The 14,639-nt window shown below is 60.8% G+C and carries 19 protein-coding genes and 1 tRNA gene; 13 read left to right on the top strand and 7 right to left on the bottom strand.

Features of this window, described 5'->3' with window-relative positions; all coding sequences use genetic code 11:
- Positions 1-3: 3 nt before the first annotated feature.
- The 3 genes from MHM84_RS10890 to MHM84_RS10880 form a co-directional block, all read right to left on the bottom strand.
- Positions 4-300 carry a hypothetical protein gene (locus tag MHM84_RS10890; RefSeq protein ID WP_239265949.1) on the bottom strand — a complete coding sequence of 99 codons (297 nt, stop codon included), beginning with the start codon at positions 298-300 and terminating at the stop codon, positions 4-6.
- Positions 301-468: 168 nt separating this feature from the next.
- Positions 469-544: transfer RNA gene (locus MHM84_RS10885), tRNA-Gly, on the bottom strand.
- A gap of 267 nt (positions 545-811) precedes the next feature.
- A complete protein-coding gene (locus MHM84_RS10880; protein ID WP_239265947.1) occupies positions 812-1,216 on the bottom strand; it encodes a CBS domain-containing protein in 405 nt (134 codons plus the stop codon).
- Between the two features lie 429 nt (positions 1,217-1,645).
- Between MHM84_RS10880 and MHM84_RS10875 the strand changes: the two genes are divergently transcribed.
- Positions 1,646-1,894 (top strand): hypothetical protein, encoded by a 249-nt coding sequence (locus MHM84_RS10875; protein WP_239265945.1) that lies wholly within the window; start codon positions 1,646-1,648, stop codon positions 1,892-1,894.
- 46 nt (positions 1,895-1,940) lie between these two features.
- The gene (locus MHM84_RS10870; RefSeq protein ID WP_239265943.1) at positions 1,941-2,102 is read left to right on the top strand and encodes a YqaE/Pmp3 family membrane protein; all 162 of its coding nucleotides are present in this window, start codon (positions 1,941-1,943) and stop codon (positions 2,100-2,102) included.
- A gap of 70 nt (positions 2,103-2,172) precedes the next feature.
- On the opposite strand, the gene MHM84_RS10865 is transcribed toward MHM84_RS10870, so the two are convergent.
- Positions 2,173-2,706: a DUF6314 family protein gene (locus MHM84_RS10865; RefSeq protein ID WP_253574125.1), complete on the bottom strand. Its 534-nt coding sequence runs from the start codon at positions 2,704-2,706 to the stop codon at positions 2,173-2,175.
- On the opposite strand from MHM84_RS10865, the gene MHM84_RS10860 reads away from it, so the two are divergent.
- Positions 2,705-3,574: a carboxylate/amino acid/amine transporter gene (locus MHM84_RS10860; RefSeq protein WP_239265939.1), complete on the top strand. Its 870-nt coding sequence runs from the start codon at positions 2,705-2,707 to the stop codon at positions 3,572-3,574. The genes MHM84_RS10865 and MHM84_RS10860 overlap by 2 nt on opposite strands.
- 16 nt (positions 3,575-3,590) lie before the next feature.
- Here MHM84_RS10860 and MHM84_RS10855 read toward each other — a convergent pair whose 3' ends face one another.
- A complete protein-coding gene (locus tag MHM84_RS10855; protein ID WP_239265937.1) occupies positions 3,591-4,553 on the bottom strand; it encodes a DUF1853 family protein in 963 nt (320 codons plus the stop codon).
- A gap of 150 nt (positions 4,554-4,703) precedes the next feature.
- Between MHM84_RS10855 and MHM84_RS10850 the strand changes: the two genes are divergently transcribed.
- From MHM84_RS10850 to MHM84_RS10820, 7 genes are all read left to right on the top strand, one after another.
- On the top strand, positions 4,704-5,585 hold the full coding sequence (locus tag MHM84_RS10850) for an NAD(+) kinase (RefSeq protein WP_239265935.1): 882 nt from the start codon (positions 4,704-4,706) through the stop codon (positions 5,583-5,585).
- A gap of 1 nt (position 5,586) precedes the next feature.
- Positions 5,587-6,591: a metallophosphoesterase gene (locus tag MHM84_RS10845; RefSeq protein WP_239265932.1), complete on the top strand. Its 1,005-nt coding sequence runs from the start codon at positions 5,587-5,589 to the stop codon at positions 6,589-6,591.
- A gap of 243 nt (positions 6,592-6,834) precedes the next feature.
- The gene (locus MHM84_RS10840) at positions 6,835-7,680 is read left to right on the top strand and encodes a rhomboid family intramembrane serine protease (RefSeq protein WP_239265930.1); all 846 of its coding nucleotides are present in this window, start codon (positions 6,835-6,837) and stop codon (positions 7,678-7,680) included.
- Positions 7,681-7,704: 24 nt separating this feature from the next.
- Positions 7,705-7,968, top strand: a complete 264-nt coding sequence (locus tag MHM84_RS10835; protein ID WP_239265928.1) for a DUF1315 family protein — start codon at positions 7,705-7,707, stop codon at positions 7,966-7,968.
- 29 nt (positions 7,969-7,997) lie between these two features.
- The gene (locus MHM84_RS10830; protein WP_239266268.1) at positions 7,998-8,795 is read left to right on the top strand and encodes a DUF2797 domain-containing protein; all 798 of its coding nucleotides are present in this window, start codon (positions 7,998-8,000) and stop codon (positions 8,793-8,795) included.
- A 52-nt stretch (positions 8,796-8,847) separates the two neighbouring features.
- A complete protein-coding gene (locus MHM84_RS10825) occupies positions 8,848-9,732 on the top strand; it encodes a glycine betaine ABC transporter substrate-binding protein (protein ID WP_239265926.1) in 885 nt (294 codons plus the stop codon).
- 112 nt (positions 9,733-9,844) lie between these two features.
- Complete coding sequence (locus MHM84_RS10820) at positions 9,845-10,261, top strand: GFA family protein (RefSeq protein ID WP_239265924.1); 417 nt, start codon at positions 9,845-9,847, stop codon at positions 10,259-10,261.
- A 27-nt stretch (positions 10,262-10,288) separates the two neighbouring features.
- Here the strand turns inward: MHM84_RS10820 and MHM84_RS10815 are convergent, their stop codons facing one another.
- Positions 10,289-11,773: a RimK family protein gene (locus MHM84_RS10815; RefSeq protein WP_239265922.1), complete on the bottom strand. Its 1,485-nt coding sequence runs from the start codon at positions 11,771-11,773 to the stop codon at positions 10,289-10,291.
- A gap of 181 nt (positions 11,774-11,954) precedes the next feature.
- Here MHM84_RS10815 and MHM84_RS10810 point away from each other — a divergent pair, with 181 nt between their 5' ends.
- Both MHM84_RS10810 and MHM84_RS10805 read left to right on the top strand, forming a co-directional pair.
- Positions 11,955-12,467, top strand: a complete 513-nt coding sequence (locus tag MHM84_RS10810; RefSeq protein ID WP_239265920.1) for an N-acetyltransferase — start codon at positions 11,955-11,957, stop codon at positions 12,465-12,467.
- Between the two features lie 36 nt (positions 12,468-12,503).
- On the top strand, positions 12,504-12,989 hold the full coding sequence (locus MHM84_RS10805; protein WP_239265918.1) for a YajQ family cyclic di-GMP-binding protein: 486 nt from the start codon (positions 12,504-12,506) through the stop codon (positions 12,987-12,989).
- An 18-nt stretch (positions 12,990-13,007) separates the two neighbouring features.
- On the opposite strand, the gene MHM84_RS10800 is transcribed toward MHM84_RS10805, so the two are convergent.
- Positions 13,008-13,820, bottom strand: a complete 813-nt coding sequence (locus MHM84_RS10800; protein ID WP_239265916.1) for a class III extradiol ring-cleavage dioxygenase — start codon at positions 13,818-13,820, stop codon at positions 13,008-13,010.
- 310 nt (positions 13,821-14,130) lie between these two features.
- Between MHM84_RS10800 and MHM84_RS10795 the strand changes: the two genes are divergently transcribed.
- Positions 14,131-14,574 (top strand): YbaN family protein, encoded by a 444-nt coding sequence (locus tag MHM84_RS10795; RefSeq protein WP_239265914.1) that lies wholly within the window; start codon positions 14,131-14,133, stop codon positions 14,572-14,574.
- Positions 14,575-14,639: the final 65 nt, after the last annotated feature.

The raw sequence follows: 14,639 nt of genomic DNA, 5'->3' as shown, positions 1-14,639 counted from the left end.
GGACTAGAGCTGGTCGGGCTTTTCGTCCGGGAAAGACAGGCCGTCATCCCAGGCTTCTCCCTGAGGCTTGACGCGAATGAAGTTGAACCACTGTGCAGTGATGCGCTTGCCGATCATGTCTTCCAGCCTGTCGTCCTGCTCGGCATGCGTCTCGTTGACCATGACCTCGAAGCTGCCATCGGCACGTTTCTCGACGATTTCCAGATCGAAGGTCTGATTGCCGTGGCGGGCTTCGGCCTGATCGCCAGGAATCAATTTTTTGGCGCGTTCGATAGGGGGATCGACGATATCCAGTTCCATGATGCGCTCCTTTGCAATGGATGTCCGGCGTACGAAAACAGCGTGGCATGGACCACGAAATGATTGGAACATGCAAAAGTGTAGCTGTGCCTGACGAATCGGCAATTCACTATAAGCCAGGAATCACAAGGCGTTGCGACAGCACGACAGCGTGCAGAGGGGAAATCGTGGAGCGGGCAAAGGGATTCGAACCCTCGACCCTCAGCTTGGGAAGCTGATGCTCTACCAACTGAGCTATACCCGCCCGGTAGCGCGATCATAATGAATCGTCCGCCGGTCTGGCAAGTCGTTGGATAGGCGCGCATGCGGATTTGTCTCGTTGAAAGAACGCAATCAGGAGCGGCGAAAAAAATTTTTCGATGCCGGGAGAATTTTTGGTTTAGCGGAGTCATATGAAGGCAAGCACAGTTTTTCAGCAGTCGCTGGAGGTTGTGTTCTTGCTTACTGCATTCGATCCTTTACTGCCGCATCCTACGATGCGGCAGTTTTTTATGCCGACAGAAAAAGCCAATCAGCTACCGCGCATCGCGGAAAGCGCCCCTAGGATGTCGCGGCGTGTGACGATTCCCACCAGACGCTCGCGATCGACGACCGGATAGACCTTGGGTTTCCGGCCTAGCATTTCTTGAGCCAGGTCGACGATGCTCTTGTCGGGCGGTACCGTGAGTACCTCGTGACGCATCAGTTCGCGAACCAATGCCGGTTCGCCGCAGTGATACGTACTGTCCAACAGCTTGCCGAGGACATCCTGTTCGGAGATGAAGCCCACCAGGCGGCCATACTCATCGACCACCGGGGCACCGGGCAATCGATGCAGGGCCAGGCCAGCCACCAAGGAGGCTACCGATGTGCCTCTCGTCACCCTGAAGCAGTCTCTGGACATGATCTCGTTGACGGTTACCGGTGCCTTGTTCATGGTTGCGCTCCTTCTGCCTACATTGGCGTGAGCCCGTCGTCCCTGGCTTGATCGGTTGATCGGCTCAATCATCAGGCTAGGCTGCCATCCCTGCAGCGCTCGAGAGTGGCCGTAAACGCCTTTCTTCACGACCAGCGCTTCTCGAGTTGAGCATAGCCCAGCTCGACGCCGGCAATTCATGGAGACAGGTAGCGATACCCAGCGGCACCCGGTGACATAACCGTTGCCTGGGCGGGAGCGTTTTGCGCATGGCAGGAACCTCACGATACGGAAGACATCCAAGACACAAAGATCATGTAACGATGACGTAGCTGCAATCGTGTAGCTAGGGCAGCCGAAGGGGCGGAAGAGATTCGAGGCCACGATAGACCTTGTTTATAAGTACTTATTGACAGATAGGCTTGTAAAGACGCTTTAGGGAGGTGGCAAATGAATGCGCGAGATTACCTGGCCAAGCAAGGGATCGAGCTGGACAACGACGAGGACAGACCCCAGACTTTGGAGGAGTTGGCATGGTCTCGTGCGAGGGAGGCTGGAAGCCATCGGCCTCGCAGTGGAACGCCTCACGATTGGGAAGATTGGGAGCGCTATCACGACCGGCTAGCCGAAAATTCCGACAGCATTACCCAGAAAATCGATCGACGCGCGCATGGTCATGATGATGACGAGCCGTCGTGAAGTTTGGGTAACGCAATTTTTTTAGCGTGACGACAAGGAGGGTTGGATGGACGTTATTCGTATCATTCTCGCCATACTTCTGCCGCCGGTTGGCGTATTTCTGCAGGTTGGCTTTGGCATGCATTTCTGGATCAATATTCTGTTGACCATCCTGGGCTACATTCCGGGGATCATCCATGCGATCTGGGTCATCGTGAAATACGACTAGTCAGCATGGGGGTAGCATCATGGACAGCAGCGGCGCCTTGAGCGCCGCTGTGTCGTTATGGGGCCGACACTTAGACGCTGCGGTAGCGGTAATGGATGTGCTCGTCCTTGCGTGGACCCGTTATCGTCCAGATGAGGTCGATACCCTCAGGCTGGAACGTTAGCGTCGCCTGGTAGTGGTCATCGATGCACAGGTGCGGGTGTTGCGTTATCAGGTCGGCCGCTCCAGGTGCCGGTGCAGCGACTAGGTCGAACAGCCAAACTGCTGCCTCGGCGCCGCGTCGCTCATGGGACAGCGATGCCCGGTCTTCGAAGAATCGCCAGCGAAAGACATTGCGAAACGGGATGGAACGAGGCGGGGAGGCGACTGGGACACTCCTGGAGGATGGTGGTGCATCCAGTTGGAAGTGGCCGCTTTCATGGATGAGAACGCTGTCATCGTCGGCTTTCTCCACTTCGACCCGGCCCGTGCCCAGCCCAGACCAGTGACACTGGGAGAGGGGGCCAGAGCGCGAGCGAAAGCTAACGCTGACAAGGGATGACAAGTGGCGGCGGAGCTGTAAAATGCGCGCCTGCCCTCCAGCAATACTCGGTTGATCTGCCATGTCCTACCTGATTGGTGTCACGGCCCTGTGGGCCTTTTCCTTCTCGTTGATCGGTGCCTATCTGGCCGGCCAGGTCGATAGCTATTTCGCGGTGCTGGTGCGCATCGCACTAGCCAGCCTGCTGTTCTTGCCATTCTTGCGGCCTTCTGCGCTCAGCAACGGCCTGAAGCTGGCCCTGATGGGGATCGGGGCGATCCAGCTTGGGCTGATGTACATTTTCTTCTATCAGTCGTTCTTGCTGCTATCGGTACCCGAAGTATTGTTATTCACCATCTTCACCCCGTTGTACGTCACGCTGATCGACGATGCCATGGCCAAGCGCTTCTCGCCATTCTATCTGCTCACGGCGGTGTTGGCGGTGATCGGGGCGGCGGTGATTCGCTACGAAGGCATCAGTAGCAATTTCTGGCTGGGCTTTATGGTCGTGCAGGGAGCCAACCTGTGCTTTGCTGGCGGCCAGGTTGCCTACCGCCATCTGGCTACGGGGCTGCCCCGCGCGTTGCCTCAGCGCAGCGTATTCGGCTGGTTCTATCTCGGTGCGCTGGCGCTGGTGATCGTCGCCTTTGCGATCTTCGGCTCTACGGAAAAATTGCCGACCACCTCGGTCCAGTGGGGCGTGCTGGCCTGGCTGGGGCTGGCGGCATCGGGCGTTGGCTATTTCCTATGGAATAAGGGCGCTACGCTCGTCGATGCCGGTGCACTGGCCATCATGAACAATGCCCTGATTCCGGCTGGGTTGCTGGTCAATCTGCTGATCTGGAATCGCGATGCCGATCTGCTGCGCCTTGCCTTGGGCGGTGCGATCATCGTCGCTTCGCTGTTGTTCAACGAGTGGTTCGTCAAGCGTCGCCGGGTGGCGGCTGCGTAGCTTCGCAAGCCTACCGTCAGACAGGCAGCGGTATCGCTGTCGGCCAGGCGTCGTGGACCACGAATATGCGTCGCCAACGGCCGTCTGGTCCTTTCAAAATCACTTGGCGCGGCGTTCGCCGCTGCGAGAAATGCACTGTCAGGGCTTGCGTGAGTATCGCCGTATCGTCCAGCGTCTCTGTCCGAGGCGGGGCCAGCCAGCAAGGCTTGTTCAGCAGGGCGCCGCGCCATTGACGACGCTTGTCCCTCAGATAGTCGCGCCAATGAGTGATGGGCAGCCAGTCGCCAGTCAGCGCGTCCGGGCTCGCTTCCCGGGGGCGCGGTAAGACAAGCCCCGTGTCCGGGGACCATGGCTGGAAGAGAACGCCCGGTATGGCAAGCCGCTGACGGGGCGGCTGGTCGGCATACGGGGTCAGCACGGCTTGGGCATGCGGCGTACGGCTGAGAGGCAGTTGGCTGACGATCGTGCGTTGGCGTTTGATGGCCAGCGAGTCGGCACATCCCGGGCCGATCCAGCGCGCTTGGCTATAGGCAGCCCCGGGGCCTTGGGGCAGGCCCAGGTAGTACTTGATCGCCAGCTCGAGATGGACCGGGTGCGGATCGTCGCGAAGGCGGTAGAGTATATCGATCTCGCCGAGGGTGCGCTTGCCGTCACGCACCGGCAGGTTATGCGCCAGCAGGTGAGTGCCGGGAGCGTAAGCCAGCAGGAAATGCCACAGCGCTTCGTGATACAGGCCCAGGCGACCGGCGAGGCGTGGGCCGGTCACGCTCTCGAGAATTCGGGGATAACGCTCCAGGTCGTTCAGCCAGGCGCACCGTACGCAGGGGTCGGCCAGCCCGAGCTCCGTCAGGGTAGGGCGACCGGGGAAGGGCGTGCCCAGCAGGTCCGGTGTCTGCAGCAGCCAGGCGAGATCGCGAACCTGAGGATGGCGCAGCAGGTCCAGGTCGCTATGGCCGTCTGGCGTGTCATTGTCAGGCATGCAATTCTCTCGGCAGGTCCTCGGGGTTCGGCAGGCCATGTCATGTTTCCATCGCCAGGCCAGGCGGCAGCAACGATCGATGGCCAGTCGGTTTGCCCGTGCCCGGCTCAGCCCGCATAATGGCCGGCCTAGATGGGGAGTGGAGCGCCCATGGCATCCTTCAAGAACATTGGGTTGATTGGCCGTCTCGGTAGCGCCAAGGTCGTCGACACGCTCAAGCGCCTGATTCGTTTCCTCAATGCCAATGACTACCATGTCATACTCGAGGACCGAACCGCTACGGTGCTGCTCGATCACGGTCAGCAGGAAGCGAGCCGGCGCCTGCTCGGTGACATTTGCGACCTGGTCATCGTGGTCGGTGGCGACGGCAGCATGCTGGGTGCGGGCCGCGCGCTGTGCCGTACCGGTACGCCCGTGCTGGGCATCAACCGCGGTCGACTGGGTTTTCTCACCGACATTTCGCCCGATGAGGTCGAGGCGCGGGTCGGCGAAGTGCTGGCCGGCGAGTACGATGTCGAGGAGCGCTTTCTGCTCGATGCCGAGGTCTTTCGTCATGGCAGTCTCGTGGGCACCGCCGACGGACTCAATGACGTGGTGATTCATCCCGGCAAGGCCGCGCGCATGATCGAGTTCGAACTGTTCGTCAACGGCCAGTTCGTCTATAGCCAGCGCTCGGACGGTCTGATCATCGCCACGCCCACCGGCTCGACGGCCTACGCTCTTTCCGGGGGAGGTCCGATCGTGCATCCCAAGCTCGAGGCCATCACCCTGGTGCCGATGTTCCCGCATACGCTGTCGAGCCGGCCGATCGTCGTCGATGCCTCCAGCGAGATCATGGTGCATATCGGCGAGACCAATGAAGCCTATCCTCACGTCAGCTGCGACGGTCAGACCCAGGTAGTATCCAAACCGGGCGATATACTTTACGTACGCCGCAAACCCCAGCGACTCAAGCTGATTCATCCGCACGGGCACAATTACTTCGAAATCTGTCGCAGCAAGCTGGGCTGGAGTAGCCGGCTAGGGGAATGACATGAGCATGACCGGCGGTATCGAAGGCTATGATCTGATCGGCGACGTGCATGGTTGTGGCGCGACCCTGGCGGCATTGCTGGAAAAGATGGGCTATCACCAGCGCGATGGCGTCTACCGGCATCCCCGTCGCAAGGTCATCTTCCTGGGCGATCTGATCGATCGTGGACCGCGCATCCGGCTGGCGGTGACCATCGCGCGGCGCATGGTGGAGTCCGGCGAAGCCTTCATCGTCATGGGCAATCACGAAGCCAACGCACTGACCTATACCCGGCGTTGTCGCGATGGCTCGGGCTGTGAATGGCTGCGTGAGCATACGCCGCGTCATAACCGCATCATTCAGGAAACCTTCGAGCAGTATCGCGACCATCCTGCCGAATGGGAAGACACGCTAGCCTGGTTCATGGACATTCCCCTGGTGCTCGAAAGGGATGGTTTGCGCGTGGTGCATGCCTGCTGGGATGCACCGCTGATCGAACGGTTCCTGGCCCGTTATCCCGACGCACGCATCGACGAGGACTTTTTGCATGAGTCCGTACGGCCCGAAAGTTTCGCCTTCAAAGTGCTCGAGCGCCTGACCCGAGGTACGCACATACCTCTGCCCGAGGATGTCGAAATCCATTCCGGCGATGGTTTCACGCGGCGAACCTTCCGAGCGCATTTCTGGGCGGCCTCGCCACGCACCTACGGCGACGTGATCTTCCAGCCCGACAACCTGCCCAATGATCTCGAGGATCGCGTGCTGTCCGATTGGGAGCGGGCCAGGTTGTCCTACTATGGCCCTGAGGAGCCTCCGTTGTTCATCGGGCACTACTGGTGCGAGGGGATTCCGGCCCTACCGGCACCCAACATTGCCTGCCTGGACTATAGTGCCGTGAAGTTCGGTCGTTTGGTGGCCTACCGCTGGGACGGCGAGTGTGAACTCAATGCTGATAAGTTCGTCTGGATTCGCGTTCCCCGAGAAGAGCTGGCCAGGCCTCGGCCCTGGGAGATCGATCTGGATTGAGCGGTTGGGAAAACGCCGGGGCGGTCGCAACTGGAGTAGTATGGGGTCGCAGCCTGGCGATGTTGTTTCTTACAATTCATTACGCAATTTTTTTCATCGGCGTGAAACTTGTGTGGGTTTTGGCTATCAGAGTAGGTGTTCCCTTGAATGATCCCTTGCTCATTGTCCGGCGGTCCCCTCCGCCGGACTTTTCTTTGCGTGCGCTTTGTGAAGCGCGGCTTTCCGCCGGGATGAGGAGTCATCATGTATAAGGTGCTGGAACTGCCGCGTAACATCGATACGCGAGCGCTGCGCAAGGCGCTGTGGGCCGAGCGAATCGGCCACCGCTTCACCGAAGAGGGAGACGTTCAGGTCCTGTGGCTCGCCGATCCGAAGCAGCATCAGGAATTGCATCGATTGCTCACGCGTTGGGAACGCGGCGAGCCGTTGCAGAGTCCCGACGGAAAGCGGCGAGCGCGCCGCAACTGGCAGCAGAGCCCACTGGCCGAGGCGCCCGTGGCGATCATGCTGATCGGCCTGTGTCTGGCGGTGTTCGCCATCATGGCTATCTTGGGCGATCTCGTGATTGCCGCCATGACCATTACGCCACTCGGCGTGGTGGGCAATACCCTGAGTGTCGGCACGCTGGGCGACACGCTGGCTTCCGGACAGATCTGGCGCCTGGTGTCGCCGGCATTCCTGCACTTCGGCTGGATGCACCTGATCTTCAACATGCTGTGGCTGTGGTATTTCGGTCGCCAGATAGAAGCGTTGCAAGGTTCGTGGCGCCTATTGGGCATCGTGTTGCTCAGCGCACTGACATCCAACCTGGCCCAGTACGCCACGGGAACGGTCCTGTTCGGTGGCATGTCCGGCGTAGACTACGCGTTGCTCGGCTATGTTTGGCTGATGTCGCGTCGTGCGCCGCGCAGTGGCTTCTTCGTACCGCAGATGCTGGTGGTGTTCATGCTGGGTTGGATGGTGTTCACCATGACCGATTTCGCCGAGCCGATCGGCTTCGGTAACGTGGCCAACGAGGCGCACCTAGGGGGCCTGCTGGTCGGTTTATTGACGGGCTGGATTGCCAGTAGCCGAGCTCGCAAACATTAAGCCCTGGATTGCCGGAGAGAAACGATGAGTGAGATGACGTTCGATCGCATGATCCAGCAGATGACGCCGGACATCTACCAGAGCCTCAAGCAGGCGGTGGCGCTACGTAAGTGGCCCGACGGCCGCCTCCTGACGCCCGAGCAGACCGAGTTGTGCCTGGAAGCCGTGATGCGTTACGAGATCGAGCACAACGTGCCCGAAGACCAGCGCGTAGGCTACCTGCAGCATCAAGGCTGCGGCACCCAGGAGGCGACGGACGAGGGGGACAGCATCAAGTGGGTGAACTGATCACACCGCTACGCGGTTGCCTGACCAAGATGCACATCGAGCCCGGCCCGGTCGATGCTCCTGCACGTTATACGCTACGTGCCGGTGAGCATCGGCTCGATCTCAATGCCCGGCTCGGCAAGACGCTGCGCCTGACGCATACCGGGGCGATTGCCTGCACTCACTGTGGACGCACGACCCGCAAGAGCTTCGGTCAGGGCTACTGTTACCCTTGTTTCAAGCGGCTGGCGCAATGCGACACCTGTATCGTCAAGCCCGAGACTTGCCATTTCGACCAAGGCACCTGTCGCGAACCGGAGTGGGGCGAGCGCCATTGTCTGCAGCCGCATGTGGTCTATCTGGCCAATTCGTCAGGCTTAAAAGTCGGCATTACGCGCAAGACCCAGCTACCGACCCGCTGGTTGGATCAGGGCGCGATCCAGGCCCTGCCGATTCTGGAAGTCGACACCCGTCAACAGTCCGGTTTCGTCGAGATGCTGTTCAAGGAGCAGGTCGCCGATCGCACCAACTGGCGCGCCATGCTCAAGGGCGAGGTCGACCCCATGAATCTGCGCACCGAGCGCGATCGTCTGCTGGCGTCCTTGTCGAATGGCCTGCAAGGTTTACGCGAGCGCTTCGGGGCGGACAGCCTGCGCGTGCTCGACGCCGAACCGCTGACGCTCGACTATCCGGTACTCCAAGCGCCAACCAAGGTCGTCTCGCACAATCTCGACAAGACACCGACGGTCGGGGGGACCCTGATGGGACTCAAGGGGCAGTACCTTATGTTCGATACCGGCGTGATCAACCTACGCAAGTACACCGGTTACGAAATCGCCGTGGAATGACGTCTTCACCGGACGTGGTATCTTGAAAAGCACCCCTCTACGAGAAGACATCATGCCAAGGACAACGCAGGCCATTTTGGCCGCCGGTCTGGTTGCGGCCAGCCTGGGCGCGCAGGCGCAGAACGACAAGTCGCTGACCATCGGCACCCTGAACTGGGCCGAGAACATCGCTGTAGCCAACATGTGGAAGTTGGTACTCGAGGAAGCGCCGTACGATTATGACGTCGAGCTTTCCAACGTCGGCAAGAGCGTAGCATTCAGCGGCGTTGCCAGCGGCGACATGGATATCTCGCTGGAAACCTGGCTGCCCGCCACGGATGCCAGCTATATCGAGCCTTACAAGGATCGGCTCACCATTCATGACGTCTGGTACCGGGGTGCCGGCATGGGGCTGGTCGTGCCGAGTTACGTGAATGCCGACAGCATTGCCGACTTGGCCGGGCAGGGCGAGGCTTTCGAGTACCAGGGACAACCCACCATCGTCGGGATCGATCCCGGCTCGTCGATCTCCTCGCTCACTGAAGATGCCATCGAGGCCTATGAGTTACCGATGCAGCAGCTCAGTAGCTCCGAGGTTGCCATGATGGCGGCGCTGGATGACGCCTACCGGCGCCAGGAGCCCATGGTCGTGACGCTGTGGAGCCCGCATTGGGCGTTTGCCGAATACGATCTCAAGTACCTCGACGACCCCAAGGGCGTCTACGGCGACGAGGAGGCCATTCATTGGTTCTCGCGTACGGGCTTCGCCGAGGATGATCCTTGGCTGGCGGCCGTACTCAATGCCTGGCAAATGGACGATGATTCGCTGGGCAGTCTGATGGCGATGATCGAGAAAGCCGGTGAGCCGGAGGAAGGCGCACGCCAATGGATCGATGAAAATCGCCCGCTGGTCGACGAGTGGCTTGCGGCCGGGGAAGCTGCGGATCAGCCGCTGTAAGCTGACAAGCCTGAATACGGCGGCGCGTCTCGTATAACGCGCTGCCGGTTCATTGACGCATTTCGGGACCGGATGCTATTAACTCTTAACCTTCATTGCCAGGGAGAGAGCCATGCCAGTCGCGACGGGGAGAGGGCACTGTCTTTGCGGTGCTGTAACGCTGGTGGCGCACGGGTTAGGGCAGCATGTCGATGCCTGCCACTGCCGCATGTGCCGAACCTGGGCCGGGAGTCCCTTGTTTGCCGTCGAGTGCGATGGTGAGGTGACATTCCAGGGCGAGGAGCATGTCTCCGTCTATGACTCGTCGGAATGGGCCCAGAGAGGCTTCTGCAGCCGTTGCGGAACCCACCTGTTCTATCGACTCAAGGACAAACCCTGGTATGCGATTCCGGCGGGCCTGCTGGAAGATCAGGCACTGACCCTGCGCCAGCAGATATTCGTCGACGAAAAACCCGCCTATTACGAACTCGCCAATGACACTCCACGGCTCACGGGCGAAGAATTCCTGGCCAAGTACGCTTCGTCCTGAATTGACGCGCCAATCGGCGCGTCGCGTTCAACCCGCGTGGCGCCGGCGTTCTTCCATTCGCGCCAGAAATACTTCCATCACTTTCGAATAGAGACGCGACCCCAGCACCACGTCCTCCACGCCGGCGTCCAGGTTGGGGTTGTCGTTGACCTCGATGACCACCACCCGTTCGCCGATCTGCTTGAGGTCCACGCCATACAGGCCGTCGCCGATCAGGCGGGTGGCCTTGAGCGCTGCCTTGACCACCGGCTTGGGCGCGTCCTTGGGGTCATGGGTCGTGAAGCCGCCACTACGCGTTTTGCCACGCGAATGGTCGTAGATCTGCCAGTGACCGCGTGCCATGTAGTAGCGGCTGGCGAATAGCACCTCTCCGTCGAGCACGCCGATTCGCCAATCGAACTCGGTGGGCAGCCACTCTTGCAGCAGCAGAAGCGCCGAGGATTGGAACAGGCGCTCGGCTTCCTGTGCCAGTTGATCCACGGACTGGATCTTGACCACCCCGCGCGAGAAGGCGCCGTCCGGCACCTTGAGCACCATTGGAAACTGCAGGCCTTGCGTCTTCTGGGGCAGGCGCTTGAGGTCGTCGCGATAGAGCAGCATGCCCCCCGGCGCCGGTACGCCCTTGGCATTGAGCAACTCGTGCAGATAGACCTTGTTGGTGCAGCGTAGGATGGAGCGCGGATCGTCGATGACCACCAGACCTTCATGCTCGGCGCGCTTGGCCATACGGTAGGTATGGTGATCCAGGCTGGTGGTTTCGCGGATGAAAAGAGCATCGAATTCGGCCAGGCGGCCTTCATCGCGCTTGGTGATCAGCGAGACATCGATGCCCAGGCGCCGACCGGCGCGAATGAACTGCTTGATGGCGCTCTTGTTGCTGGGCGGCAGGGCTTCCTTGGGATCGACCAGCATCGCCAGGTCGTAGCGGTAGCGCCGGCGCGCCTTGGGCGTGCGCCAGACCTTGCGCGAATGGCGGTTCAATGCCGCCGCGAACAGGTCCTGCTCTTCGACACCCAGCGAGGTCAGCGCCAACGGCTTGAGCCGTGCCAGGCGCCACAGGCCCTGGCGATGCTGGAAGCGCGCCTCGAGGAGAGGGCAAGGCAGGCGCTCGAAGAGACGTCGCGCCAGCTTGCCCAGGCCGGCCTCGAGGCACTCGCCGAACATGATGCGCAGGGTGACTGCATCGCCCTCCAAGGCGCCGCGTCGCGCCAGTTCGTCCATCAGCGGGGCCAGCGACTCGAGCTGTAAATCGACCAGCGCTTTGCGCGACAGCTGATTGAGGGTCTCCACACTGGGCAGCACGCGCTGCCCGCGGGCCTGGGCCAGCAGCGACACGTAATAACCGGTTTCCAGATAATCGAGACCGCCGCACAGGTTGATGACGTGCGTCGTGGCGTCCTGCTCGCCATTGGTGCCTTGGGCCAGATAATCGGCCGCAGTGATCAGGTCGTCGGTGGGATAATAGGGGCGCCAGTCGGAAATACGGTCGACAACGATGCGCAATGGCGACATGAGCAAGCTTCCTGCCATGAGAAGAGAACATAAACCGGAGGGAGTGATATAGGGGCTTAGAATGCCCTTGACCTTCCCTCGCTTCAACAGCTAGACAGCGTGAAATAAATTCATGCCCAACGCCAATGACACGCGCAATCCGTCGACCCAAAATGCCGTCGTTCATTTAGGAAACCGAGTCATGACTGCGACGTCCTCTCCCGCCCTTCGCCCTGCGACACCGAGCGATCTTGCCGCGCTGTGTCAACTCGAACTCGACTGCTTCGAGGGGGATCGATTCAGTCGCCGCCAATTGGCGCATCTGCTCGGCCGAGCCAATGCCGTCACCTGGCTGGCAGCGACGGAAGATGGGGCATTGCTGGGCTACGGCACGCTGCTGTTTCGACGCAACAGTCGTACGGCTCGGCTCTACTCGTTCTGCGTGCATCCCGACGCGCGCGGTGGCGGGCTGGGGCGGCGGCTGCTGGAAAAGCTCGAACAGCAGGCCCTCGAACGTGACATGCTCAAACTGAGCCTGGAAGTGCGTGCCGACAACCGGATCGCCATGGGGCTGTATCGGCGCATGGGCTTTTTACCGCGGCGCTGGTTGGACGACTACTACATCGATGGCTGCGCCGCCTGGCAGATGGACAAGCCGCTGGTCGTCGAGACGTCTGACCAAATAGCGGATGCGCCCGTGCCTAGCCTGGGCTAGCATGCCCGGTCTCGATAGCCATTGCGGAGCCAAGACATGCCCTCCTTCGATATCGTTTCCGAACTCGATAAGCATGAAGTCACCAATGCCGTGGACCAGGCCAATCGCGAACTGGGAACGCGTTTCGATTTTCGCGGTGTGACGGCCAGCTTCCGTGAGGAAGGCGACAGCGTCCACATGGAGGCCGATGCCGATTTCCAGTTGCGTCAGATGCTCGATATCCTCAAGGGGCGCATGATCGCCCGTGGCATCGATGTCGGCTGCCTGGAGGAGAAGGATGCCGACACGAGAGGTGTCCGTGCCCGCCAGGAAGTCGTGCTGCGCCAGGGCATCGATCAACCCCTGGCCAAGAAGATCGTCAAGACGCTGAAGGATGCCAAGCTCAAGGTTCAGGCCCAGATTCAGGGCGACAAGGTGCGCGTGACCGGCAAGAAACGCGACGACCTGCAGCAGGCCATCGCTCTGCTGAAAAGCGACGAGTCCATCGACATGCCGCTGCAGTTCGACAATTTTCGCGACTGAGCCGGTGCGTGGCCGGACTCAGGCTGCCGCCCCGGTGTCGTGTGCGAACCACCTGGCCGTAGCGAGATCGGACAGGCACAGCATGCTCAGATTGCCGAACATGAAACTCTCGTGCAGAGCCTTCATCGGCCGTCCCTCGAGGGCACCGACCGTCATCAGTAGCGGCAGGAAGTGCTCCGGGGTGGGATGGGCATAGGTGGCGTGTGGTGCTCGATGGCGCCAGTCCGCGAGAACCTCCAGATCGCCCCGCTCAGCGACATCACGTGCCCAGTCGTGAAATTCCTGGGCCCACGCGTCCGGCCCGGCATCGGCGGGCTTGCGGTCGCCCAGGTTGTGGGTGGCCGCGCCCGAGCCGATCAGCCACAGATCATGGCGCTCGGCGAAGCGACCGAGCTGGGCTGCCAGGGCCAGGCGCTCAGTGTCGGCCAACGCCATCGGCACACTGACCGGCAACAGGGCAATGTCCGCCTGCGGCCAGACCAGCGACAGCGGCGACCACACCCCGTGATCAAGCGGGCGGCGAGGGTCGACCTCGACATCGAAGCCCCTGGCACCGAGTTCCGCCGCGAGCTGGCGAGCCATGTCGGGCAACCCTTCAGCCGGGTAGCGTTGTCGATACATGACCTCGGGAAAACCGTAGAAGTCATGCAGTGTGGTCGGTCGTACGGCACCGCCAAGGGCCAGGGTCGAGGTTTCATAATGGGCCGAGACGACCAGAGCGCCACGCGGGCGGGGCAGTCGTCGACCCAGGTCGACGAAGAAATCCCGGGCGGGATGCTCGGTGATGATCAGACTCGGCGACCCGTGAGATAGAAAAAGTACGTTGCGCATGAATGGTCTCCAATCGTGAAGACAGCCTAGCGGTTACGTAGCGAAACGCCAGCTGCCTTCCAGGCAATAAACCGTTTACCGTTCATGAACAGTGGTTACCGACGGTATTCTCGCGTAAGCCATGGATGACGTGACGATTAAGCTTGCCTAGTCTGGTCATAGGGTTAAATGATTTCCGTTGACCGACGGCGTACAGTGTAATGGTAATGGTCGTCGGGCTCATGCCCAGCCAGGCGCGTCCCAACACAATGGGCCCGACGACTCTCTTTACGGGAATTCGCCGGCACGACAGGAGGCAGGAGACAAACGAATGTCAAAGACAAGACAGCTCGTCTTCGTCTGTCTCGCCGGACTCAGTTTCTCGCTGGGTGTCGTGGGACTGTTCTTGCCGTTGTTGCCGACGACCTGCTTCATGTTGCTGGCCGTCTGGCTGGCGTCTCGTGGCTCGCCCCGCTTTGCCCAATGGATTCGCTGCCATCCGCGCTTCGGGCCGCCAATCGAGGCCTGGGAGCACGAGCACGCCATTCCACGGCATGCCAAGATTCTCGCCGTGATGATGCTGTTGGTTTCCTGCGCCGTCCTGGCAATCGTTCTGGACTCGTTGGCACTGCGCGGCGGCTTGATTGTCGGGCTACTGTTGCTGGGAGTGTGGATCGCAACAAGGCCCGAACCGAGCCAGAGGACGCCGCGGAACCACACGTCATCCCGCCAGATGCAGGAAGAGCGGCTGTCCGCGCAACGCATGGGGCGCTAGCTGGCGTGGGTGGCCGCTCGGTCATCGACTGCCTACGCCACTTTGAGACTCCTGCCCCGGGCACC

Source organism: Halomonas sp. McH1-25 (assembly GCF_022348165.1).
GTDB lineage: Bacteria > Pseudomonadota > Gammaproteobacteria > Pseudomonadales > Halomonadaceae > Modicisalibacter.
Note: the sequence above shows the minus strand (reverse complement) of the source record. Positions and strands in the feature narration are given on the sequence as shown.